This window comes from Nocardia sp. NPDC051321, from assembly GCF_044455225.1.
In the GTDB taxonomy this organism is placed as follows: domain Bacteria; phylum Actinomycetota; class Actinomycetes; order Mycobacteriales; family Mycobacteriaceae; genus Nocardia.
Genome location: NZ_JBITEM010000003.1, coordinates 203,846 through 226,839 on the forward strand (window position 1 = coordinate 203,846; position 22,994 = coordinate 226,839).

Consider the following 22,994-nt stretch of genomic DNA (forward strand, 5'->3'; position numbering starts at 1 on the left):
TAGCTGTGCGACGCGTCCTACTGACCCCGACTCCGTTCCCCCCGAAACACCGTGGGCGACAACCCGGCCCGCCCGGGGTAGCCCGACCGGGCGGCTCCGCAACCGGTGCACCGTCCGGCAACACCCCGAAATGGGCGCTTGTCCGTAACTGGATGCACTGTCGCGAAACCCATCACCGATCGACGACCGCAGACGTCGGGCCCCCCGAAACATGCTGTCGCACACTCGATCAGGATGTAGCAGGCGGCATAATTGGCGCTGTACTAGTGCGTAAATGACTGGTCAAAGTGGTAACTATCCCCCGATCCCGCATGACACAAGGCCGGCGCCACCTATGCTCATCGCTGGCAGCACATGGTTCAGGAGGGCTTGTCCATGGCGCACACACAGATCAGATACGGCGTGCTCGGCTCGTTCACGGCGTGGTGGGACGACCGGGAAATCGAGCTGGGACCTGCGAAGCAACAGGCAGTGCTCGCGGCACTGCTGCTAGAAATGAACCGCCCGGTTTCGGTGAACGCGATCATCGATGGCGTATGGGGCGAGCACCCACCGAGCGACGCGCGCAACGGAGTACAGACTTACGTCAGCCGCCTGCGCCGGGCGCTGGCACCGCGCCGTCGCGTCGCCGAACCCGCTCTGGTGCGGGCGGATACGGGATACGTGCTGCACGGCGACCCGTCGCTGTCCGACCACGTCGCGTTCGACCGGCTCATCGCTACCGCCGAGCGATGCAGGCGCAACAGCGACCTCGCGGCGGCGGCCGGGCATACCGACGCGGCGCTGGCGCTATGGCGCGGTGAACCGTTCAGCGGCTTGGCGGGTCCCATCATCGAAGCCGAACGCCGCCGACTGCAGGAGCGATACCTGGCCGCGCTCGAGCATCGCGCCGGAATCAAGCTGGCCCGCGGGCAGCATGCCGAGGCCGTGGCCGAGCTCGCGCCGCTGGTCAGCTCGTATCCACTGCAGGAACGGTTTCGGACGCTGCTCATGCTCGGGCTTTACCACTGCGGCCGCCAAGCCGAGGCGTTGATGGTCTTCCAGGACGCGCAGCGGCGCCTGGCCGACGAGATAGGGATCGAGCCGGGGCGGGAGCTTCGCGAATTGCACCGGCGGATCCTGCGCGACGAGATCGAGCCGCCGGTCGAGGTCCCGCCAACACAGACCGGTCGGAATGAATCAGGTTACAGCGGAGTCGATTTCACTGACCTCGACCAGAAGTCGCCGTGGCCGTCCGCCACGGTGGCCGCCGAAACAGCTCCCGCGCCCGTGCCCGGCGTCAGCAGGGCCGAGTCCCGACCCGAGGCGTTGCCGAGCCGAAACCAGCTGCCCGGTGATATCGCGGATTTCACGGGACGCTCCGCCGAAATAGGTGGGTTGCTCACCGATATTCCCCCGGAAGCGGCCCGGCCGACCGTATTCATCGAAGCCATCGACGGCATGGCCGGGGTCGGCAAGACGACGCTGGCAATTCATGCCGCCCATCAACTCAGCAGCCAGTTTCCCGACGCCCAGCTGTATTTGGATTTGCACGGACATGCCGCCGAGAGCGCGCCACTCGATCCGATGGTTGCGCTCGATCGGCTGTTGCGCGCGGTAGGGGTGCCGAGCGAGTCGATACCGCCGGACCTGGATGCCCGAGCGGCGTTGTGGCGCACCGAGATCGCGGCGCTCTCGGCGCTGCTCGTGCTGGACAATGTCGCCGACGTCGATCAGATTCGACCGCTACTCCCCGGTACGTCCAGCTGCCTGGTGCTGATCACCAGCCGGCGACGGCTCGTCGACCTGGAAGTCTCCAAATCCCTCTCGCTGGACGTGCTTTCGCGCGAGGACGCGACGGCGCTGTTCACCTCCATCGTCAACGACGACCGCGTGATCGCGGAGCCCGATGCGGTCGCGGAGACCGTTCGGCTGTGTGGTTACCTGCCGCTGGCGATCCGCATCGCGGCCGGGCGGCTGCGCGCGCGGCCGGTGTGGCCGATCGATCGGCTGGCGGAGCGGCTTCGGCATCCCAGCAATCGGCTAGAGCATCTGTCGGCGGGGTCGCGTAGCGTGGCCGCCGCCCTCACCGCCAGCTTTCAAGACCTGCCCGCCGATCACCAACGCGCGTTCGGGCTGCTCGGATTGCACCCCGGTCGCGACTTCGACACCTATGCCACCGCCGCTTTGGCCGATATCGGGATCGACGCGGCCGAGCAGATTCTGGAAGCTCTGGTGGATGTCCATCTGCTGGAGCAGGTTGTCTCCGAACGCTATCGATTCCACAATTTGGTGCGCGATTACGCCGCGACCCTGGTTCAGCCGTCCGATCTGGACGGCGGCGCGGCGCTGACGAGGCTGTTCGACTATTACCGCTATGCCGCCTGGGCGGTCGGCAGCAAGATCCTGCCGGATCGGATCAGCCGTGTCGTCGATCTGCCGAAGCCGGTGACCCCGATGCCCGCGCTGGCCAGCCACCAGGACTGTGTGGCCTGGTTGCACAATGAGCGGCTCAACCTGCTGGCCATCGCGCGCGAGGCGACCAGGGGGCGCTGGTCGGACTACACGGGGTTGTTCTCCGAGATCCTGTGGTGGCCCTACGTCACCGGGCTGCGCTGCTCCGACGACGCCATCACGTTGCATTTCGACGCTGTCGAAAGCGCACGCACCAGCGGTGAGCAGGCGGAAGAGTGCCGGTTGCTGGTCAATCTGGGCTACACGCTCTGGCGGATGCGGCATTGCAGGCAGGCGCTGGTGGTGCTCGACGACGCGGTGCGGCTGGCCCACGGCATGGGCGACTACGGCAGCGCGGCAAGGGCTATGCATCACAGCGGGTTGGTCTATTTCCGGCTGGCACGGTATCGGGACGCGCTGATGGGTTACCACCAAGCGCTGTCGCTGGCGCGTTCGTGCGGCGATAAGTTCATGGAGGGCTACGCATTACAGGGCCTGGGGCAGGTCAATGAGCGGATGGGTTGCTACGACGACGCGTTCGAATATCTGCGGCAGGCGGTCAGCCTCGCCGACGAGACCAGCGATCCCTATCTTCGCTCGTGTGCCCTGATGCGGATGAGCGACACCGCTATGCGGATCGGCCGATACGACGACGCGCTCGTGCACCTGGAGGACGCCCGGAAGTCACTGACGCCGATGCCGTCGAATACGTTGTTCCACAACTACTTCTCGATTCGGCTCGGCAATGTTTACTGCGCGGTGAAGCAGTACGACGCGGCGCTCGACAGCTTGCGGACGGCGCTGGCGCGGGCCGACCGGAACAATGATCTGATCCTCAAATGCTGCACGCATCTCGGGATCGGGGACGTCCATCGTCGGCAGGGTCAGTATCGCGAAGCCCTCGGTCACTACGAGCGCGCGCTGCACATCGCCTACGCGTCCGGTTCGCCGTATGAAGAGGTGCTCGCCTTCGATGCCATCGCGACGGTCAATTATTGCTCGGCGCACTTTTCCGTGGCCAGGCAACGCTGGAAGGCGGCCCTCAAGATCGCCGCTGGTCTCGGCATTCCGGAGACCCAGCGCATCGCCAATCATGTTGCCAGCATTGATTCGTCGTTCGTCGCGGCAACCGCGACGCGTGCCGCCGAGTCACGCTCGGCCGAGTTCCGCCGTGCCGCCGACCTGATCCGGGGCGGTATTTCGCCCGGGCAGCGTGCGTCCGCCATGGCCGCGATGGCGGATCCACCAATGCCGTGAGAGCTGGGCCGCCAGGTAGGCGCCGATCGCGTTCAGCAGCACATCGTCGACCGAGGAGTGGCGGTCGATGGCGAGGACGAACTGCATGGTCTCCACCACGATCGACGCGCCCGCGGCCGCCAGCAGGATGCGGCAGGGGCGGGTGAACCACGACAGCCGGACCGGCAGCAGTAAGCCGAGTGCGGCGAAGACCAGCAGGTTGCCGCCGAACTGCTCGATCACCCTGTTGCCGGTCAGTTGTTCGGCCAGATCACGTAACGGTACGAGATTGAGTCCACAATCCCTGCACACAATCCACCCAACGACCCAGCCTAATGATCGAGGGGGCGTAGACCGATCATGGTGCGGGCGGAGGCGTAGGCGTAACGGCCGTTGTCGTGGGCGGTCAGCTGACCGTTGCCGTTGAGGGCGTCGGGGATCTTGTCCACCGCGAGGAAGGGGATGTCCCACACCGTGGTGCCGGTTCTCGGGTCGATGGCCCACAGTCCGGTGTAGTCGGATTGGACGACTACTCGCCTGTCCCATGCGTTCACGGTGCCGAAGCGTTCGGTCTTGACCTGCCACACTCGGTGACCGGTGCGCATGTCCAGGCCGGTTATGGTCCGCGCGGCGTCGTCGCGGAGTAGCGCGAGGTCGCCGAGGATCGCGGTCGCGGTGCCGCTGACGGCGTTGCCGTTGTCCGGCTTGGTGAGCAGGTCCGGACTGGTCCAGACCAGCTTTCCGGTGCGGCGATCGTGGGCTCCGTCGGCGAGCAGCACCGGGATGGTGTCGTCGGTGGGCTGGTCGATCGAAAGGCTCTGGGCGACTTTGCCATCGCTCGTGGCGAGGACATGCCCGGTGCGGTCGAGGAGGTCGGTGCCGTTGGTCCCGCCGGTGCAGTCGGCGTTGATTCGAACGACCAACGCCGCGCTGGTCGCGGCGGTGCGGGAGCACCCGGCGAGGTCCGAAGTCCAAGTCGGCGCGCCGGTGCCGAGATCGAACCCGGCGAGTTGGGCACCGAGGGTGAGCACGCCTTGTCCGTGGGAGACGTCCAATGCGTCGGTGGAGACGTCTTCCCAAGAGGTGCCCATCGCGAACGGGCGGGTCCAGTCGGCCGCGGGGTCGGTGAGCGTACCCGCGTGCACCCGCACGTCGTCGGACTCGGCATCGCCTTCGGCGACGTACACGCGATTGTCGGCGGTCGCGAGGGCGAAGATATTCCAATCCGTCGGTGTGCGGGTGACCTTTCCACTGGCGATGTCGTAGCCGACGAGGGCAGGTGGCTCGGTGGACGGGGCGACAAAGCAGACGACGCGGCCGTCGACCGGGGTACGCGCGCAAGCATCGAGGTGGGCGGCCGGTGTCCGCCAGCGCACCGCGCCGGTCGCGGCATCGATGCCGACCATTGTCGGATCCCGCAGGGAATTATCGCCATCCGAGGCACCGAGCACGGTGACAAGGGTGTCGCCCGCGTCGATGAATCCTGGACTGCCGATGTCGTATTCGGTCCCCGCCACGGGATCATGGAACTTGGCGTTCGCACCCCCGTGGGTGGCCGCGGCGTCCACCGACCACGCGAGACCAGGGGCCGCTTCGACGGTCCCGGTGATCTTGCGCGTCGCGTCGGCGGGCTGCATCAGCACGAAAACGGCTCCGGCACTGGTTATTACGGCGGCCGTCGCGGCGAGAATCAGGCCGCGCAAACCTGGGATCGGCGCCATCATGGCACCTCGGGACCGAGGGTCACGGCGATCGACTCCAACTGTTCGAAGGGCAATGGCTCGATAGCGCTTTCGGCGGTGGAGTTCACTTTGACCTGGGTGCCCGATGGGCGGGTAACCGTCACGGTGCGGTCGGTATTCGGAACAGGCTGTGCCCCTGGCTGATTCGCTGTCACCGAGAACCGCGACTCCTGCCGCTCGACTATCGACCCATCCGAAAGCCGCCGGGATGACGCGCCATTGCCATCGGGGTCGCGCGTCGTGGTCGATTCCGCCGCAGGACGCTGTCCCGCGATGATGGTGACGCTCAGCCGGGACTGCTTCCCCGGCGTGGTTATCCGAACCACCTGACACACCCTGCCCTTGCCGAATTCTGCCCGCCGCAGCTGCCCCAGCGGTCGGTCGAGGGTGAGGCCGTCGAGCGGGATCCGCGCCAGCACGGCGTCCAGCCGGTGGGCAACGCTCTCGTCGACCGTGCCACCGTTGTCCGAATCGAAGCCGAAGCCGCAGGATTCGGGCACGTCCGGCGTACCCGATGGCACCGCCGCGGTAACGCGGAGTCCGGGCGCGGTGGCGAGGACGGCGAGTTCGTCGACGGTCAGCGGCACCGTGCCGGAATGGCTGTCTCGGTCCTGGCCGTCGTCGCTGGCGGAGGTGGTGACGACGGTGCCGTCGGTCAGGTACGCGTTGGCGGTGCGGCTCAGGGTGCGCACCTTGTCGACCTCGGACCAGGTGTCGTGCACGTCGACGGTCGTGCCGTCGGTGAGGTGCCTGCGTTCGTCGAGATCGCCTGCGACACAGGGCGGAATCGGTGCGTCGGACTTCCTGACCGACACCATGAGCTCACCTGCTTTACCGCCGCGCACCACTGTGCCGGTGGCTGTGGTCCAGCCGCCGGCGTCGAGGTGCTCGCCGGACTCGCCGGAAGGATCGAAGATAGGCCGGAACAGCAGCGACTGGCCGACGGAGGCGAAGGCGATATCGACCCCTTCCGGCAGTCCATCACGCAGTGCCTGCGACATAGCGACGGCCTTCGGACCGGAGAACCACGGATAGGTAGGGTTGTCGTAGCCGAACTTGTCGGTTGTCATGTAGCCCTGCCACTTACGGTCGCCGGGCGGCTCGACGACATCGCAACCCGGGATGTTCACCGGAAACACCACGGGCGGCGTGACATAGGAGCTGTGCTCCGTCTGCGGCGCGGGCGTGGTCGACGCGGGCACCGGCTGTGTCGTCAGCTCGGGCTCCGGCTTGTGCAACAACCCGCTGACGATCACGCCGCAAGCAACGATCGCCACGCAGACCAGCCCGACAGTCCACCCGGTGACCGCCCGCGACGGCTCGCCCGCTTCGCGATCCGCACCGCTTTCCATGTACTGCCCCTACCGTCGATGTCCACCAAACGCGCAATTCACCCAAAGTTCGATCCGACCAGCGAACTCTTGCCACCGCAACCCATTTATCCGCGTGGCTGTCCGCTGGTCGACGTGCAAGATAGCCCACGCGCGATGCCGTGCGGCACCCGCGTGGGCGATCGGCGGACTCAGCTGTCCAGGAACTGCAGCAACTCCGCGGCGACGAACTGCGGGTTCTCCTCCACAAGCCAATGACCCGCGTTCGGAACATCAACGGCGCGAACGATATTGGTCATACGGGTTGTCGCGGTGGATTTGATCGGGTCGAGTTGCCCCTGGGCGGTCATGAGCAGAGTGGGGACGTTTGTCGGTGCTGCTGCGACGGTGTCGCGGACATCTTTGTCGATAGCGCGGTAGAGCTCGAATCCGTCGGAGAGAGTTTCGGGGCGGCTGTAGGTTCTTGCGTACTCGGTGATTTCGGCGTCGGTGAACGGGGATCGATCCGAGGTGCCGCCGAAGGCGCTGCCGCCGTAGGAGACCTGGGGGTAGAACAGGGCCAGGTATTCGCGGACGTCGTCGCTGACCACGGCCTCGGGCACGCGGCGTTGGGATTGGAAGGCGATGTGCCAGCTGAGGGTGCGGTAAGTGGCGGCGTCGATCGCGGGCCCGGGTAACGGGAGGTCCAGGTAGCCGAGCCGGTTGGTGTCGGCCGGGAACTGGCTGGCGTATTGGTAGGCGACCGCGGCTCCCCAGTCGTGGCCGATGACGCGCGCATCGCGGATGCCGAGCTTGTCGGCGATCAAGGTGTGGATGTATCGGGCCAGAGTGGCTTTGTCGTAGCCGGTCGGCGAACCGGTGCTGTCGCCGAGACCGGGAAGGTCGATGGCGTAGACGGTGTGGTGTTCGGCGAGGGCGGGCATGATCGGCCACCAGCCGAACCAGGTCTGCGGCCAGCCGTGGATCAGCACCACCGGTGAGCCGCTGCCGCCGGTGACGTAGTGCATTCGGACGCCGTCGACGTCGGTGAACTCGTGCCGGAAGGTCTTCTCGAACCGGGGGTCGCTCTGGGTGGCGACGGCATAGGGCGGAACGTCGGCGGCTGAGGTGGCGCAAGCGGCGGTGCCGATGGTGAGCAGGAGGGCGAGCACTACGGTCGCCACCGCCTGGGTGGATCGGCGAAAGCGGCGCGCGGTCGTCGGTGTTGCGGTGATCATGAAATCCTTTTCTGCGGAAGGTGTTCGGACTCAGCGGCCGGTCGCGCCGTCGATGATTTCGCGGAGAATGTCGGCGTGGCCTGCGTGACGGCCGGTCTCTTCGATCAGGTGGACCAGCGCCCAACGGGCGCTGGGAGCGGGACCGTCCGGCCGCGGCACCGGTGTGCCGAGATCGGTGCAGCCGTCGAGTACTTTGTTCGCACGCTCGACCGCCTCGCGGTAGCGGGCGACGACGTCGGCCACGCTGTCTTCCGGCGCGGCATGGAATGTCGCCTGCCAGTCGGTGACCTTCTCCCCGAGGAACGTCGCGCGCTCGACGAATGTCAGATGCTCGAGCAGGCCGAGCAGGTTCGTGCCGGAGGGCACTGCGGCGGTGCGGACCTGCGGTTCGGGGGCACCGTCGACCTTCGCGGCGATCGAGGTCCTGAGGTAATCGAGGAATCCGCGCAGCACAGCGGTCTCACTGCTGCCGGTTCGGGGCGGTGGGGCGTCGCCGCGGCGTTTGCGGCGAAAGGCGGTTGGCATGATGATTTCCTTTGTCGGGGAGCGGCTTTCGGTGCCGCGTCAGGCGGTACGGCGGATGACCAGGACGTGATCGGTGACCTCGGCGCGGCGCCCATCCGGGCCGGTGGCGATCCGGCGCGGCGCGTCAGCTCGCTCGACCGACCACGTCGCGGGGTCCAGATCGATGCCCGCGGCGACCTGCCGCGGGGTCGGGAACCAGGGCCAGCCCACCCAGCCCGGCGGACCGGGCTAGGCGGGTGAGCCGTTCGACCGCTACGGACGAGATGTCGACGGCGGTGACCTGCCAACCTCGGCGGGCAAGCCAGAGCGCGTCGCCGCCGTCGCCGCACCCGAGGTCGAGCACGTCGCCGGACGGCAGGCCCGTAACCGTCTCGGCGAGAAGGTCATTCGGTCGCGGGTCGGTCGCCGCGGGTCGGGCCGCGTAGACCTCGTTCCAGAACGTGACCGCGTCGGTGGTGCTCATCGAGGCTCCTTTTGTCGGATGACCCCAGTTTCCGCAGAACCACCTGGTTTTGGCATGCAAACTTGCGGTTCCGGCAAGATGGACTGGTGGACCGCGAAACCGAAGACGTACTCGATGTGGTGGGACCGCGACTGCGCGCGCTGCGCCGCGACCGCGGCATCACCCTCGCCGACCTGGCCGCGACGACCGGGGTGTCGGAAAGCACGCTGTCCCGGCTGGAGAGCGGGCAGCGCAGGGCGACCCTGGAGTTACTGCTGCCGCTCGCCCGTACCTACAACGTCCCGCTGGACGATCTCGTCGGCGCTCCGCGCACCGGCGACCCCCGAATCCACCTGAAGCCGATCCACCGTTTCGGGATGACCTTCATCCCGCTGTCCAAGCGGCCTGGCGGTACGCAGGCATTCAAAATGCTCATACCCGCACAACCGAAACCGCTGGAACCGACGTTGCAGACGCACGAGGGTTTCGAGTGGCTGTACGTGCTCAACGGCCGGTTGCGGCTGGTCGTCGGTGAACGCGATCTGACCCTGCCCGCCGGCGAGGCAGCCGAGTTCGACACCTCCCTACCGCACTGGCTCGGCAGCGCCGACGGCGGCGTAGTGGAGCTGCTCATCCTCTTCGGCCTGCAAGGAGTGCGCTCGCACGTCCGACCCCCGGCTAAGTCCTGACCTCGCCGGACGCGCAGTTCGTCGGTTCGCGCCGCGACCGAAGTAGGTCGCTCAGACCGCGCGGTCGACCGTGTAGAGAATATGGGTGCCGTGCAGACCCTTCAGTTCGACTTCGCGTTCGGCGACGACGGCGACATCCGGCTCGTCGACGACCGCCTCGCGTACCGGCTCGCTGATGAGGATCTCGCCGCCGTCGGCCTGTCCGGCGACCCGGGCCGCCATGGCGACATTGCGGCCGAACAGGTCGTCGCCGCGGCGGACGGACTTGCCCATGTGAATGCCGATGCGCACCCGAACATGTTCGCGGCCACTGAGTTTGGCGCCGTTGCCGAGTGCGCCCTGAATGTCGAGGCCGCAGTGCACCGCCTGCTCGGGCTCGGCGAACGCGATCATGAAGCCGTCGCCCTGGCTTTTCACGATGTGTCCGTCGTGTTTGGTGACGCGGTTGCGGATCAGGCGGTCATGGCGTTCGAGCAGTTTGACCCAGGACTGGTCGCCCAGTCGTTCATTGAGAGCGGTGGAGCCCTCGATATCGGAGAACATGAGCACGACGTGGCCGTCGGGGGTCAGCCCGGCCAGGTCCGGTCGTTCGACCTGCGCCCAACCCGCCAGGTTCTCGATCGAGGTGAGGACGGCGCCTCGGAACCCTTTCTTGCGCAACAGGGTCGCGGTATCCCACATGGTCTTCACCGCTTCGCGACCACTGATCATCAGTAGTTGCCTGCTGTCGAGCTTGTGTTGCAGCTCGTCGAACTCGCGGCGGCTGCGCCGCAACAGCACGACCAGCACGACCAGGCCGATGGCCTCCAACGCGGCAACCGCGGCGAGTGCGAGCTCGATCATCATGGGATCCGTCTCAGGTAGTGGTCGAGCGGATTATCGGAGGGCGGGAAGGTCGCGTAGTTGCCGTCGGGAGGTGATGCCGAGTTTTCGGAAGATGTTGCGCAGGTGCGCATCTACGGTACGTGGGCTGAGAAAGAGTTTAGCCGCAACCTCTTTCGAGGTGGCGCCCTCGGCGACCAGGCGGGCGATGTGTACTTCTTGCACGGTGAGAGCGTCGGAGACGTCCGCGGATCGACCGCGGGTCTGCTCCCCCGTGCCGCGCAATTCGGCGGCCGCGCGCGCCGCGAACGCCTCAGCACCGAGCGCCGACAGCTGCTCATGGGCGAGCCGTAGTTCGGCCCTTGCGTCGCGGCGGCGGCCCTGGCGGCGGAGCCATTCGCCGTACACCAGGTGCGCACGGCCCGCGGCGATGGCCAGGCTGCTGGTCTCCAGCAGGGCCACGGCCTGACGGTAGGTGTCTTCGTCGTCATCCACCAAAGCCCTTGCGTACATTGCGATTCCGAGCCCCCACGGTTGTCCGCCCGCACCGGCCCGCTCGGCCAACGTGGCGAGCGCGGCGCGTGCGGTTTCCGGCTCATGGCAGCGCACCGCGGCCTCGACCAGTTCCGGCAGCGCCTGGCCTGCCAAGCCGAGATCGCCGGTCGCGACGGCTTGCGCGGCGGCCCGCAACGCGGCGGGGTAGTCGGCCAAGCCATTGTTGAGGAGGGCGGTGGCATAGTGCACGCTGAGGGTCATATGCGGTGCGACCCCGGCGAACAGTTCCTCGGCCTCGGTCCGGCGGCCGCGCAGTCCCGCCAGGTGGATGCGCGGGTAGACCAGCGGTGCGGCGCCGGTGGCCGCCGCGATCGCCTCCTCCTCAGAGATCATCGCCGTCGCGGCGCCGAAATCGCCCTGGTGCGCGGTGACGGTGGCGAGCATGGCCAGCCCGATCGGCAGCATGTGAAAGGAGCCGAGCTCGCGGCCGGACGCGGTGACCCTGCTGCCGATGCCCGCCATGGCCTCGATATCCCACAGTTCCACGGCGAGTAGGAATCCGAGCGTAGGCCAGCGCGTCCACGCCTCGTCGGTCCCGGCGGCGACGACCGGGCGCAGCAGCTTCGCGGCCGCCTGATGACCCTCGATCGCCAACGCGAGCACGCCGTCCAGGATGATGTCCGCGCTGGTGTGCGGTTCGGGGTTGGGTGGCGCGGTGCGCGCGGCGGCGATCACCGTGTCGAGGCCGCCGGTGAGCATGGCCATTTCGAGCGCGTCCACGTAACACTCGCGCGCACGGGCGGGTTCGAGGTCGGACAGCCGCGCGGCGGCGCGGAGCAGATGATCGGTCGGCTGGTCGCCGCCGCGGAAGCGAGCGAAGGAGATCCGGCCGCGCAGCAGGTCGAGGCGCGGATCGTCGGAGTCGAGGGTGGACAGCAATTCGGCGGCCACACCGAAGTCACCGACCGACAGCTTGGCTTCGACGGCGGCGAGTACCCGCTCGGATCGCCTACCGGGATCCAGGGTCAGCGCGGCCGCGCGTTCCAGGAACGCGGCGGCCGCGGCCTCACCACCGCGCGCCCGTGCGCGGGTGGCCGACCGCGTCAGCGCGACGGCTACTTCCTCGTCAGGGCCGACGCTGGCAAGCGCTCGATGCCAGGCGACTCGGTCGGGGTCGGCGACAGCGTCGCTCACCTGGGCAAGAGCGCCGTGCGCGCTGCGCCGCTCGGCGGCGGTCGCGGCCTGATAGACCGCCGAACGCGCCAGCGGATGAATGAAACGCACCCGGATGCCGAACTCGACCATCGGCACCTCCGCTTCGGCGGCGTCCTCGATGCCCAACAGCTTCGCCGCGGGCCACAGCAGCGCCGGATCGCCGACCGGCTCCGCGGCGGCAACGGTCAGCAGCAGCCGCGTCTTGGGTGGCAGCACCGCGAGGCGGGCGCGGAAGCTGCGCTCGGCGGCGCGCGGTGCGGGCAGGTCGAAACCGCCTGCCATGCCCGCCAGCCCCGCGCTCCGCGGCAGTTCCACCAGGGCCAGCGGGTTGCCGCGCGATTCGGCAAGGATGCGGTCGCGCACGCGGGCGTCCATCGAGGCGGGCAGCTCGCGGACCAGCACCGCGCGGGCCTCGGATTCGCTCAGCCGCTCGACGTGCACCTGGGGAAGCTGGTCCAGCCCGCTAGCACTTTCGCGCGCGGCGAAGACCATTGCCACCCGCTCGGCACCTATCCGGCGGGCCACGAACGCCAGTGCCCGTGCCGAGGCATGATCGAGCCACTGCGCGTCGTCGATGAGGCACAGCAGCGGCCGATCGTGTTCGAGCAGCAGGCCGAGCGTGGCCGCGCCGGCCAGGAACGCGTCGGGAGTGCCGGTTTCCATGCCGAATGCGATCCGCAACGCGGTGCGGTGTGGGGGCGGCAGCGCATCGAGGTGTTCCAGCACCGGAGCACACAGTTGATGCAGGGCCGAATACGGCAGCTCCATCTCGAACTCGGCACCGGTGGCCCGCATGATCACGAAGCCGGCGGACGCCATGGCCAAGTGCTCCAGGAGTGCGCTTTTGCCGATGCCCGCCTCGCCGAGCAGTATCACCGCGCCGCCACGGGATTCTCTCGCCTCGTGCAGGAGCGCGAGCAGTCGCGCGGTCTCCTCGGATCGCCCGACCAGATAACTCACGAGCCCACCACGCGGCCGGTCTTCCTGTGTCCTTGGTTCACTCGCTCACTCACGTTCTCGATCTTGCGCCAACAGCACCGTAGCGCCATCCGCATATAGGTAGGTATTACCGACGCGAGCCAATGTCGTCTGCCGCGAAACTTACTGGCATGGGTACGCGATCGCAGCCGTACATTACCGGCCATCCGCTCCGAGTGCCGACGAGCGCACCGCAGTCGAGCTGACCAGGACTGGTCCTTCCGCCCATACCTCGAAAACCTCACCACCACAACACGAAAGGCTCGTCATGGAGCAGAACAGCACGACCACCGCCACGCCGAACGTCAAGACCCTGCTCGACGGCTGGCTGACGCTCTGGAACGGCGACTACACCCCCGTCAACGACATCATCGCCGCCGACTTCCATGTGCACGCGGCACCGATGGGTGGCGGCGAGCAGACCATCGAAGGGCCGGACGGCCTGGTCGAGTGGATCGCGCAGACCCGGGCAGCCTTTACCGCACTGGTATTCACCGTGCAGGTCGGACCGATCGTCGATCGCGACCATCTCGCGCTGCGCTGGATCGCCGTCGGCACCTACGGCGGCGGATTCCCCGGCGCGACCGCCCCCGTGGGGACCGCGATCCAATTCACCGGCACCGACATCGTGCGCATCGAGCAGGACAAGATCGCCGAGTACTGGATCAATTCCGATATTCATGTGTTGCTGGCCACGCTCGGCGTGCACGCCTGATCACCCGGCGAGGAGAAGATCATGGCTATTGGAATTCGGCGCCGTAATCGCACCGATTATCCGGCCGCCCGGACGGTCCTCATCTCGGCCTTGGCGGTGCCCGTCTTGATCATCGGCCAGTTCGCCATGGTGGCTGTCGTTCCCGTCACACTCGTGCTGATCGGCACGCTGCGCGATGCCCGGCTCCGTCCGCTCCGCTGGTTTTCCGCCGCACTCGCCGCGGCTTACGCTGTGCCACTTGGCATCTGGATACTCCGGCCGGATCGTGCGCAGAGTCTGTCGAAGGACATGAACCCCGTACTCGCCGGAGTGATCGTGGTCGCGGCCGCCGTCGTCGCGGTCGTCCACCAGCTCTTGCGGCGCGCTGAGCACTGATGGCAAGTCGTTGGCCACCGGATGATCACCGGTGGTTTAACGGTGTGGCCAGAATCCGCTGTACGGTCGGGCATGACCTCCGAAGTGATCGCCAAGGCGAATTACCCAGGCGGAACTGCTGTTGCCCGGCGGACGACCGCGGACCGAGTGCGGGCGTGGATCGTGCTGCTGTTGTCTGCGATACCGTCCGCGGCGTCGATAACGGTGTTGCTGTATGGACTCGGCCGCGCGCTCGGCGTCGGCGTTCCCGCCGCGCTGCCGGTGGCCTGGTTTCTGGTGTGTATCTGCTGGTGTGTGGTGAGTTTCCGGGCGCGCGAGCGCCGATTGTTGTTGCGGATGTTCCGGCTGCGGCGGCCGACGCCCGAGGAACAGCCCGTGTTGAACTCCGCGTGGGAAAAGGTTGCGCACAAGGCAGGAGTGCCCGCCGCGTCATACACCCTGTGGGTGCAGGCGACGGACCGGCAATTCGTGGTGCCGGACCGGATGATCACCACGACACCGGAGTCGCTGCACCGGCTGCCGCCACCAGAGCTACAGGCCGTGCTCGCGCACCAACTCGCGCAACGGGTGCAGGGGCGAGCCACGTTCTGGCAGTTAGTGTTTCGTCACTACAACTTGCCCGTCGTCTGGATCGAGCGGGCGTTGCTCTCGGGGTTGGGGCTGATCGCCGTCGGCGAGGCGATCGCGCGGCGGCTGCCCGCGCGGAGCTCCCGGGTTTTCGTCATCGGCTGGACCGGGCTCAGCAGGATCCTCGTCGCCTGTCCCGCGGTCGCGGCGGCCACGGTGATCATCGGCCTCGCGCCCGCGCTGCTGCTGCGGCTGACGCCCGAGATCGCGGCGTTGGCGGTGCGGCCGATCGTCGACCGCTGCGAGTATCGCAGCGACCGGATCGTGGTCGATCTGGGATACGGGCCGGAACTCGGTGGTGTGCTACAGCAGGTCGACGTGCCGCGGCCCGCGCAGCCACCGAACCGGCTGTCGGTGTCGCTGTTCGCGCCGAAAACCGCCCCCGACAAAAGGATTCGGCGCATCCGCGATCGGCTCGACGAGCTGGCGCGGCGCTGGAACCCGCCGTCTTCCTAACCGGTCAGAGCTGCTCGCCCTGCTCGCGCCGCCGGTCCAGGTCGCTCTGCCGAGCGGCTTCCTGGCGGCGAGCTTCGGCCCGTTGCTGTTCGGCCCGTTCGCGCAGGCCGCGCAGGAACGCCGCGTCGGCCTCCGGATCCTGGGCGACATAGCGACCGGGCCGGTCGTACTCGGCGTAGCTGGTGGTCGAGCGTGGGCCGGTCTCGTTGATCGGGCGGCCGATGAAGAGCCAGAGCAGCGCGCCGATCGTGGGCACCAAGATGACGATGATCAGCCAGCCGCCCTTGGGCAGGTGCCGAATGCCCACGTCAGGGCAGGTGATGATGTCGATCAAACAGTAAACCCACAGCGCAAGGGTCAGCAGACCCACCATCGCGAATGGCATCGGTATCTCCTAGTACACGTGCCAGCCAACGACCTGACCGTGTGGCGATTCGCGGCGAATCTCCCCCAACCGGGCCCGGACTCCCTGCCCGAAACTGGCAAACCTTAAGTATTCAGCGACCCCGATCAACCCCCGCGGCCGCGCCACGCATACCCTATCGGACCGCCGAACATCGCGCGTACCGAGTGCGACGCGCGTCTCACCCCCGACGTGCTCATCGCCACACCCGCCCCACGTGGCGCGGGTCATCCCAGCATCGCTACCTGCATTCAGTGATGCCGCGGTTGACTGTGCCGTTGGGGCATGGTTTTGACTGAGGGAGATGCCGGTGAAGTTGGGCTGGCTGGATCGATGCCGAGGAGGGTGGTTGTGGCGTGGAGTACGCGGCAGGTTGCCGAGCTCGCGGGGACCAGCTTGCGGACGGTGCGGCATTACCATGCGGTGGGGTTGCTCGATGAGCCGGAGCGGAAGGCCAACGGGTACAAGTGTTATGGGGTGGCGCATCTGGTGCGGTTGTTGCGGATCAAGCGGCTGAGTGATTTGGGGTTCTCGCTGGCTCAGATCCGCGAGATGGGAACAGCCGATGCGCATCCGGCGGAAGCATTGCGCGTGCTTGACGCCGAGCTCGATGCGACAATCACGCGGCTGCAACGGGTTCGGGCCGAGCTCGCGCTGATCATGGGTAAACAGACCCCTACCGATTTGCCGCACGAGTTGGCGGCGGCCGCGGCCGACGCGGCCGTCCCCGATTCCGATCGCGCGCTGCTTGTCGTGTTGAGCCGCGTGCTGGGGCCATCGACATTGCGCGGCTACGCCGAGGCGATGCGGGACTATTACGCGGACCCCGGGGTCGTCGAGTTCGACAAGCTCCCCGCGGATGCCGACGAGCGGACCCGCGGCGAGCTGGCCGCACGCCTGATGGGCCCGGTACGGACGCTGCTCACCGAGCACCCGCAACTCCAGCGGCCCGATGTCGACACCCCCCGCGGCATGCACTTCGCCAGCCGCACGATCACCGAGGCGCTCAACGACCTCTACAACCCCGCCCAGCTCGACGTCCTACGCCGGATGGGCATACTCCTGGAGACGCAGCAGCCTTGACCCCTAACGACTTTGGGGAACTTCGACGCCGCCCGGCATTGTGTGCATGGCCGCCGAGGTGTAGTCGGCCTGCACCTTGTAGTAACGCTCGGTGGGGCCGTAGGCGGCATAGAAGGCGAATCCGCGCGGACCGGGTCCGGCGAACGGCGCCCCATCGACGAAGCGGCTCAACACCGGATCGATCGCGGGAAACGTCTCGGCGGAGTAGCGGGCGGGGAAACAGATCCGCTTGATGCTCGGCGAGTTCCAGCTGAAGGTCGCGTACACCGTGTAAGGCCAAGCGAGAGCGGCCAATTCGTCCGGGTCGGCGGCGACGAAATCGAGCTCACGCAGAATGGCGGCGATATCTGTGGCGGTGAGCTGGCCCGGCCGCAGGATCTGTGTGTACAAGTTCAGTGTCCGGTTGACGAAATCTAGTGCCATCAAGGCTATTTCGCCGCCACCCCATCGGTTGAGCTGTTCGGCGTGGCCGCGTGCCGATTCCGGGATGCCCGGAAAGTCCAGTATCCGGTCCACACTGATCAATTCCGGGAAGGCGGTCCAGATCTTCTGCACTCCGGTGTCGACGGCGAGGTCGACGCCAACGCCCACCGGCACCGCGGCCGACACCCGCGCGAGCAGTTCCTCCATCGGGTGCCCGACGAAGCTGAGCAGCCCGGCCTCGCGCAGCCTGCCGACCGGATCGGCGGCCGTGGGTAGATTCATGAACCGCGCACTGACCTGCCGAACCGGTAGTGGATGCGTGGTTGTGCGCACGGCCAGCCAGCCGTCGGCCCACACGCCGGTCAGCGCGTCCAGCACCGCGTCAACAACCACGGGGTCGTAACGGGTTTCGGCCAGCCTCGCGAACTCACGCAAATCCTGCCGCAGGTTCTCCGCTGTCACGCTCATAGACCATCACCTCAAAATGCAACAGGCAGTGCAGGTGTGGGACCTCTCCACGATAGCGCTCACCGCGGCCGGGCGGACACGGACCAGCAATCAATCCGGCAAACGCACCGCGCGAACCCGCTACGGGAACTGCGCGGTCGTGATCACACCTTCGACGCCCGCCGTTTGGGTCGCGCGATTGGGCAGCACTGGTGTCGCGTTGTCGCTGTAGCGACGCTTGACCATCGCCGCGGCCTGCTCCGGGGTTTCCGGGCGCCACGGTCGGGTCGACAGCTTTTCCAGCACGCAGATCAGCAGCATCTGCCTGGTGCGGGTGACCGGGTGGCAGTTCATGCCCGACTGGCCGAAGCCTTCGCCGGCCGGTGCGCGGTCCTCGACCGGGACGGTCTCGGTGAGCAACCAATACAGTTCCGGTCCGAGCAGGACGGATTCGCCGTTGCTGTCGTTGAACCAGCGGACCGAATACTCGATCAGCAGTTCCGCGATCGGCCCGCTCTGGCGCAGCGCGTCGACGAAGCGCGGCAGTCCGCCGCTGCCTTCGGTGTTGCGCTGAATGAGGGTCGCGATCCGGTCCGCGACCTCACGTAGCTGCGTGATGTCATGGTCCGGCCACTGCGGCAACGTCATCAATTCTCCTAACACATGCGATGGCGGTTTTCGCCGACTCGGCCCGTTCCCCGTCACCCGGCAAGAATTCAGCACCATTCGCCTGTTGTCAATGGCGCATCAATAGCAGGTGGGTATTACTAAACCGTCCGCCCGCAGTGCTGCCGAATTGCCACGAAACCGGTTGAACAGCAACTCGATTCATCGGTGCGCCCAGGAGAATTGCTATGCGGAACTACGCATACTTCCGTTTGGTCAGTACTATTCCGGACACCGAGCCGGAAACTACCGATGTCCGGCGATTGCGGCAATCGCGTCTCGCGCCCGTTCGGCCGCATGCTTTTCGTTCGCATAGAGCAGCCCGTAGGTGAACCCGTTCTCGGCACCGGCCGTGCCCGCCGCGGTCGCGGTTCGCCAGAGGAACTCGGCCGATACGACGCCATCATTGTGGTCGCCGAGCACGCTCTGTAGTTGCTTGTAGTACTTGATGTTCGCCTTCGCCTGCGTCCGATGTTTGACCGGTTTGTACAGTTCCGCCGCGTAGCGAGCGCGCTTGGCGGCCTTGCGCGCGCGGTGCAGCGACTCGTCGCGCCGGTCCCGCCTCGCCTTCGTGAGCCGCTTGTCTGCTTTATGCGCGGCACGACCCGCCCGCCGCACGAGTTCGCCCTTGCGAATCCGGATCAGGAACGGCGGCTGCGTCTGCCATGCCTGCAGTGTGGCGAGTAGTGCCAGGTAGCGGGGCGAGTCCATCGCCTCGGCAACCACCGCCCTTGCCGTCAGCTGCCGTTTCAGCAGTGTCGCGTCGACGCGGGCCGCCACCGGGCCGAGCACGAGTTCGGGTGGTAGTTCATCGATCTTGCCCGCGAGGCGAGCGCGCTGCACCTGGCAGTCGCGTACCTCGCCGAGCAGGCCCGCGTACCACTTCAGCTCGTCCGCGATGCCATCGATCGCCGAGCGGTCCAGCAGCTTGCCGAAGACGCGTAGCGTGCTGCGGAGTCGGCGGGTAGCGACGCGGGTGTCGTGGATCGGGTCTTCGCCGCGGCGCAGCGCGACGTCCCCGGTGAAGATGGCGTCGATTTGTGCGGTCAGGTATGCGTGAATTGCCCGTTCTGCCTTGGAGCCGGTGACTTTTCGCTCGCTCCGCTGCGGCAAGGCGCGCGAGAGCTTGGAGGGATAGCTCGCCCGGTGCGCACCCGCCTCGGCGAGCCGATCCGCCAATGCGGTCGGGACGGCGTCGGTGTGCGGGCCGAGCTCGACCTCGATTTCGCGCCAGGCCAATGCGTCCGCGCTACCATCCTCGGGTGTCGTGCGGACGATGTCGTCATCGATCTCGATAACCAGTTCGCCATCAGGCCCGAGTACCCGGTGTCGGTGCCGCAGTGTGTGAATCGTCGTGATCGCCCGGAGCTGCCGACCCAGCGCGGCGCCGCTGACGACCTCCGCGAGTTCGCTCGGCAATTCCTCGGACCAAGCGGCGGTCACCTCGACGCGCCCGTCGGCTTGCGGAACCTTCAGCTGCCACCCCGATTCGTCCGCGCCGGCCCGGCGCCGCAACGTCAGATTGTGGGTGAGCAGGTCGCGCGCCGTCGTGTCGAAATAGGTGCTGGTGAGTTCGACCGAAGTCGCTTCGACGTGGCCGCCGGGGACGAGATCATCGATCGGCGGAAGGGTGAATTCGCGGTCGACCTCCCATTTTGTTTCGCGTTCTAGTACGTCCTTCATCTATATAGCCTTCCCGGCTCGCAATACCCGAAACAGCCCGCGGGCACCGCCTTCAGCGAGCCTCGGCGAGGACCTGCTCGGCGATCTCGTCGTCCAATGCCACGCGGACCAGCGCGGCGGCCAACTCCGCAGCGCGATTGCCGGGCACCAGTTCGCCGAGAGCTCGAGCATCGGCGGGAAGGTGGATACGCTCGGCGCCTCGAACGGCTCGCTCATCGAAATAAGGCTGGGCCCAGGTCCATACGTCTTGGACCTCACGCAGGAAAATGTCGCTACCGGTCGGTCCGATGCCTTGGAATTCCTGGAGCAGCGACGCCGTCCGCTTGCGGTCCTTTCCCGCTTCTTCAGCCAGGTTGCGCAGGTCACCGTCGTATTTGTCGATAACCGCGCAGGCGTTCGCGCCGAGGCGAGTCGCGGTACTTTCGTCATAGCGTTTGTAGTGGGCGCGACCGAGCGCGTCGACGAGTTCTTGCCATTCCGCGTCCGCGATGCGCTGCGGGGTGCGGTATCCGCTGCTGATCAGCTCTTCGGCGGCGGCGACGGCGATATCGGCGGCGATGCGGGTACTCAGCAATTCGGTAAGCATGAGCAGCTGGAACAGCGGCGCGGGTTCGTCGGCCAGGGTGATGCCCGCCTGCGCGGCGTAGCTGGTGCCTGCCCGTTCGAGCAAAACGCGCACGACATCTTGTTTGCTCATCGGGCCTCCTTCAGGCTCCGCGTTTGTTCGGAATCCCTTCGCTGCCAACGAAACTGGATTCCTCCGGGCTGACGAGACCGAGCCGGGTAAGTGGACGCGGTGTCACCACGTTGGTGGCGTAGGTCAGCGAGATGGCCCAGCGGTTGACTCCCCTGGGCAGAGCGTAGGTGTGATAGGCGCGCGTCACCAGTTTGGCCAGGCGTCCGGAGAGGTGCACGCCCAGCGGGTTCGCGACCGCGAAACCCGGGCCGAGGTCGACGACGAGACCCATGTCGCGGTGCTTGTACGGCACGGCACGGCCGATACCCAAGCTGGCGGCCACATTTCGGGCAAGCGCCTTGCCCTGACGGGTGGCGTGCTGCGCGGTCGGCGGGGTGATCTTGCCCGGTGCCGCGAGGTCCGGCACCGCAGCCGCGTCGCCGCCCGCGAAGACGTCGGGATGGCCGGGCACGCTGAGGCTCGTGTCGACCACCAACCGCCCGCGTTCCATTGGCAGGTCGAGGGTTTCCAGTAGCGGAGCGCCGGTCACGCCGGTCACCCAGGCCACGGTGTAGGTCGGGACCACAGTATCGTCGGTGAGCACCACCTGATGGTCGGTCAACTCCCGCAACGATGTTTTCAACCGGATATCAATGCCGCGGTCCCGCAACACATTCAAGGCCTTGTCGCCGAGCCGCTCGCCGACCTCGGGCATCACCCGATCCGCCGTGTCCAAGAGGACGAAACGGATCTCGGAGGGGTCGAAGCCACGGCGGTGCGCGTACGCGTCGGCCAGCGCGCGCAACTGCGCGACCAATTCGGTACCCGCGTAAGACGCTCCGACGACAACGACGGTGCGGCGCGCGGATCGCACCTCCGGATCGTCTTCGCCGTCGGCCAATTCGAGCTGGCGCAGCAGCTGCTCGCGCAGGTACAGCGCCTCGGCGACAGTCTTCAAGCCCCGCGCGTGCTCGGCCAGGCCTGGCACGTCGAACAGCCTGGTCACCGAACCCGGCGTGAGCACGAGCCGATCCCAGGACAGTTCCCGCGGTGGGCGATCCTCGCCGGCCACCGTGATCGTCTTGTGTTGCAGGTCAACCGATTCCGCCTTCGCGACCACGAGACGCACTCGGGGCAAGGCGTCGGCCAGGGAGATGACCACGAACCTCGGATCGATCAAACCGCCTGCCACGTCCGGCAATAGCGGCGTGTACAGCATGTAGTCGTTGGGTGTGACGAGCACGACTTCGACGTCGCGGCCCGCTTTCGCGAACGTGCGGCACAGTTTCCTGGCGCAGGTGAACCCGGCGAATCCGCTGCCGACGATCACGACGCGCTCCGGGCTTGCGGTGTTATCTGCCGGCACCACCGGCACCTCCTTGCATCGGGGGCGTCTGGACGCGACGCGCGGCTGGTCAGGCGTCGGGGCGCGCGATATCACCGCGCCACGCACCCGTTTCCTGGCCCTGGCTCTCGATGAACTTCTTGAAGCGCTGCATATCGCCGTGCACCCGGTGCTGCAATACGCCGAGCAGGTCAGCGGCGTTTTCCACGAAACCCTCTGGGTCGACGTCCATCTGGGCGGTGATCCTGGTTTGCGTGTCGTTCAGGCGATGGAAGGTGATCACGCCCGCGTGCTGCGGGCCCGAGTCGGATTTCCACGCGACTCGTTCGTCGGGGTGCTGCTCGGTGATGGTCGCGTCGAACTCGCGCGTCGACGGACCGACGTGGATGCGCCAGTGCGTGTGCCGGTCATCGAGCTGCCGCACCTCTTCGACGCCCTCCATGAACTGCGGGAACGACTCGAACTGCGTCCACTGGTTGTAGGCGGTGCGGACCGGTACCTCAACGTCTACGGTGGCGGCCAAGGTGCTCATATGTACCCCTTTCCTCGCTGGACCCCGCAGTCGCTGGGTCGAGACAGTCGCTTCCGGCGACTCGGTCAGAGGTCGCATACCCGGGCAGTCCGTGCAGAAACAGCCGCCGCCGGGCCGGGTTTGCCGGGCGGTGCCGCGGGTAGAACGCAGGCGACCATATCCCCCGGCTCGAAAGGTTGACTCCCATGCAGGTCACGCGCGGTGCTCTTCTGGTTCGGCTCGATGACAAGGATCCGGCGATGTTGCGGGTCAAGGCGGTTCGATACGCGCCGATCCCCTATGCCGAGGTCGAGCCCGCCGGTGGCGGTCGGCGAAGCACCGTCCTGTTGGCCGAGGTGGAGCGGGAATTCCGGGTGGAGCCGGGCGTGCTAGCCGTCGATGGGTAACAGCGACGACGAGGACCGCGCGACACGTGATGGTCCCGCTCACCCGAGCGGG

General features: G+C 67.0%; 22 protein-coding genes. 7 read left to right on the forward strand and 15 right to left on the reverse strand.

The features are described from left to right. The first annotated feature begins 375 nt into the window (after positions 1-375). The gene (locus ACIA8C_RS07940; RefSeq protein WP_397132142.1) at positions 376-3,690 is read left to right on the forward strand and encodes an AfsR/SARP family transcriptional regulator; all 3,315 of its coding nucleotides are present in this window, start codon (positions 376-378) and stop codon (positions 3,688-3,690) included. On the opposite strand, the gene ACIA8C_RS07945 is transcribed toward ACIA8C_RS07940, so the two are convergent. From ACIA8C_RS07945 to ACIA8C_RS07970, 6 genes are all read right to left on the reverse strand, one after another. Continuing rightward, a complete protein-coding gene (locus ACIA8C_RS07945; RefSeq protein ID WP_397132144.1) occupies positions 3,583-3,981 on the reverse strand; it encodes a VanZ family protein in 399 nt (132 codons plus the stop codon). The genes ACIA8C_RS07940 and ACIA8C_RS07945 overlap by 108 nt on opposite strands. A gap of 20 nt (positions 3,982-4,001) precedes the next feature. Continuing rightward, complete coding sequence (locus tag ACIA8C_RS07950; protein ID WP_397132146.1) at positions 4,002-5,390, reverse strand: PQQ-binding-like beta-propeller repeat protein; 1,389 nt, start codon at positions 5,388-5,390, stop codon at positions 4,002-4,004. Beyond that, positions 5,390-6,763, reverse strand: a complete 1,374-nt coding sequence (locus ACIA8C_RS07955) for a hypothetical protein (RefSeq protein ID WP_397132148.1) — start codon at positions 6,761-6,763, stop codon at positions 5,390-5,392. Before ACIA8C_RS07955 ends, ACIA8C_RS07950 begins: the two co-directional genes overlap by 1 nt. Before the next feature lie 170 nt (positions 6,764-6,933). Beyond that, the gene (locus tag ACIA8C_RS07960) at positions 6,934-7,959 is read right to left on the reverse strand and encodes an alpha/beta fold hydrolase (RefSeq protein WP_397132150.1); all 1,026 of its coding nucleotides are present in this window, start codon (positions 7,957-7,959) and stop codon (positions 6,934-6,936) included. Positions 7,960-7,989: 30 nt separating this feature from the next. Continuing rightward, entirely contained in the window at positions 7,990-8,484 is a 495-nt protein-coding gene (locus ACIA8C_RS07965; RefSeq protein WP_397132152.1) for a DinB family protein, read from the reverse strand. A gap of 124 nt (positions 8,485-8,608) precedes the next feature. Continuing rightward, positions 8,609-8,947, reverse strand: coding sequence for a class I SAM-dependent methyltransferase (locus tag ACIA8C_RS07970; RefSeq protein WP_397132154.1), 339 nt, complete (start codon positions 8,945-8,947; stop codon positions 8,609-8,611). Between the two features lie 86 nt (positions 8,948-9,033). On the opposite strand from ACIA8C_RS07970, the gene ACIA8C_RS07975 reads away from it, so the two are divergent. Next, positions 9,034-9,615, forward strand: a complete 582-nt coding sequence (locus ACIA8C_RS07975) for a helix-turn-helix domain-containing protein (RefSeq protein ID WP_397132156.1) — start codon at positions 9,034-9,036, stop codon at positions 9,613-9,615. A 51-nt stretch (positions 9,616-9,666) separates the two neighbouring features. Here ACIA8C_RS07975 and ACIA8C_RS07980 read toward each other — a convergent pair whose 3' ends face one another. Next, complete coding sequence (locus tag ACIA8C_RS07980) at positions 9,667-10,461, reverse strand: adenylate/guanylate cyclase domain-containing protein (RefSeq protein WP_397132158.1); 795 nt, start codon at positions 10,459-10,461, stop codon at positions 9,667-9,669. A gap of 30 nt (positions 10,462-10,491) precedes the next feature. Continuing rightward, positions 10,492-13,107 (reverse strand): AAA family ATPase, encoded by a 2,616-nt coding sequence (locus ACIA8C_RS07985; RefSeq protein ID WP_397132160.1) that lies wholly within the window; start codon positions 13,105-13,107, stop codon positions 10,492-10,494. 286 nt (positions 13,108-13,393) lie between these two features. Between ACIA8C_RS07985 and ACIA8C_RS07990 the strand changes: the two genes are divergently transcribed. The 3 genes from ACIA8C_RS07990 to ACIA8C_RS08000 all read left to right on the forward strand — a co-directional run bounded on the left by ACIA8C_RS07990 (position 13,394) and on the right by ACIA8C_RS08000 (position 15,298). Continuing rightward, positions 13,394-13,840, forward strand: a complete 447-nt coding sequence (locus ACIA8C_RS07990) for an ester cyclase (RefSeq protein ID WP_397132162.1) — start codon at positions 13,394-13,396, stop codon at positions 13,838-13,840. A gap of 21 nt (positions 13,841-13,861) precedes the next feature. Then, positions 13,862-14,215: a hypothetical protein gene (locus ACIA8C_RS07995; RefSeq protein WP_397132164.1), complete on the forward strand. Its 354-nt coding sequence runs from the start codon at positions 13,862-13,864 to the stop codon at positions 14,213-14,215. A gap of 72 nt (positions 14,216-14,287) precedes the next feature. Continuing rightward, entirely contained in the window at positions 14,288-15,298 is a 1,011-nt protein-coding gene (locus ACIA8C_RS08000) for a hypothetical protein (protein WP_397132166.1), read from the forward strand. A gap of 4 nt (positions 15,299-15,302) precedes the next feature. Here the strand turns inward: ACIA8C_RS08000 and ACIA8C_RS08005 are convergent, their stop codons facing one another. Next, positions 15,303-15,683 carry a PLDc N-terminal domain-containing protein gene (locus ACIA8C_RS08005; protein ID WP_397132168.1) on the reverse strand — a complete coding sequence of 127 codons (381 nt, stop codon included), beginning with the start codon at positions 15,681-15,683 and terminating at the stop codon, positions 15,303-15,305. A 351-nt stretch (positions 15,684-16,034) separates the two neighbouring features. Between ACIA8C_RS08005 and ACIA8C_RS08010 the strand changes: the two genes are divergently transcribed. Beyond that, positions 16,035-16,784, forward strand: coding sequence for a MerR family transcriptional regulator (locus ACIA8C_RS08010; protein ID WP_397132815.1), 750 nt, complete (start codon positions 16,035-16,037; stop codon positions 16,782-16,784). A gap of 3 nt (positions 16,785-16,787) precedes the next feature. Here ACIA8C_RS08010 and ACIA8C_RS08015 read toward each other — a convergent pair whose 3' ends face one another. From ACIA8C_RS08015 to ACIA8C_RS08040, 6 genes are all read right to left on the reverse strand, one after another. Further along, positions 16,788-17,675, reverse strand: coding sequence for an aromatic prenyltransferase (locus ACIA8C_RS08015; RefSeq protein ID WP_397132170.1), 888 nt, complete (start codon positions 17,673-17,675; stop codon positions 16,788-16,790). A gap of 120 nt (positions 17,676-17,795) precedes the next feature. Then, positions 17,796-18,302 (reverse strand): hypothetical protein, encoded by a 507-nt coding sequence (locus tag ACIA8C_RS08020; protein WP_397132172.1) that lies wholly within the window; start codon positions 18,300-18,302, stop codon positions 17,796-17,798. A 264-nt stretch (positions 18,303-18,566) separates the two neighbouring features. Further along, entirely contained in the window at positions 18,567-20,003 is a 1,437-nt protein-coding gene (locus tag ACIA8C_RS08025) for a CHAD domain-containing protein (protein ID WP_397132174.1), read from the reverse strand. Positions 20,004-20,055: 52 nt separating this feature from the next. Next, positions 20,056-20,700: an endonuclease gene (locus ACIA8C_RS08030; protein WP_397132176.1), complete on the reverse strand. Its 645-nt coding sequence runs from the start codon at positions 20,698-20,700 to the stop codon at positions 20,056-20,058. A 10-nt stretch (positions 20,701-20,710) separates the two neighbouring features. Continuing rightward, a complete protein-coding gene (locus ACIA8C_RS08035) occupies positions 20,711-22,048 on the reverse strand; it encodes an NAD(P)/FAD-dependent oxidoreductase (RefSeq protein WP_397132178.1) in 1,338 nt (445 codons plus the stop codon). Between the two features lie 46 nt (positions 22,049-22,094). Then, positions 22,095-22,556, reverse strand: a complete 462-nt coding sequence (locus tag ACIA8C_RS08040; protein ID WP_397132180.1) for an SRPBCC family protein — start codon at positions 22,554-22,556, stop codon at positions 22,095-22,097. 185 nt (positions 22,557-22,741) lie between these two features. Between ACIA8C_RS08040 and ACIA8C_RS08045 the strand changes: the two genes are divergently transcribed. Continuing rightward, a complete protein-coding gene (locus ACIA8C_RS08045; RefSeq protein WP_397132182.1) occupies positions 22,742-22,942 on the forward strand; it encodes a hypothetical protein in 201 nt (66 codons plus the stop codon). Positions 22,943-22,994 lie beyond the last annotated feature (52 nt).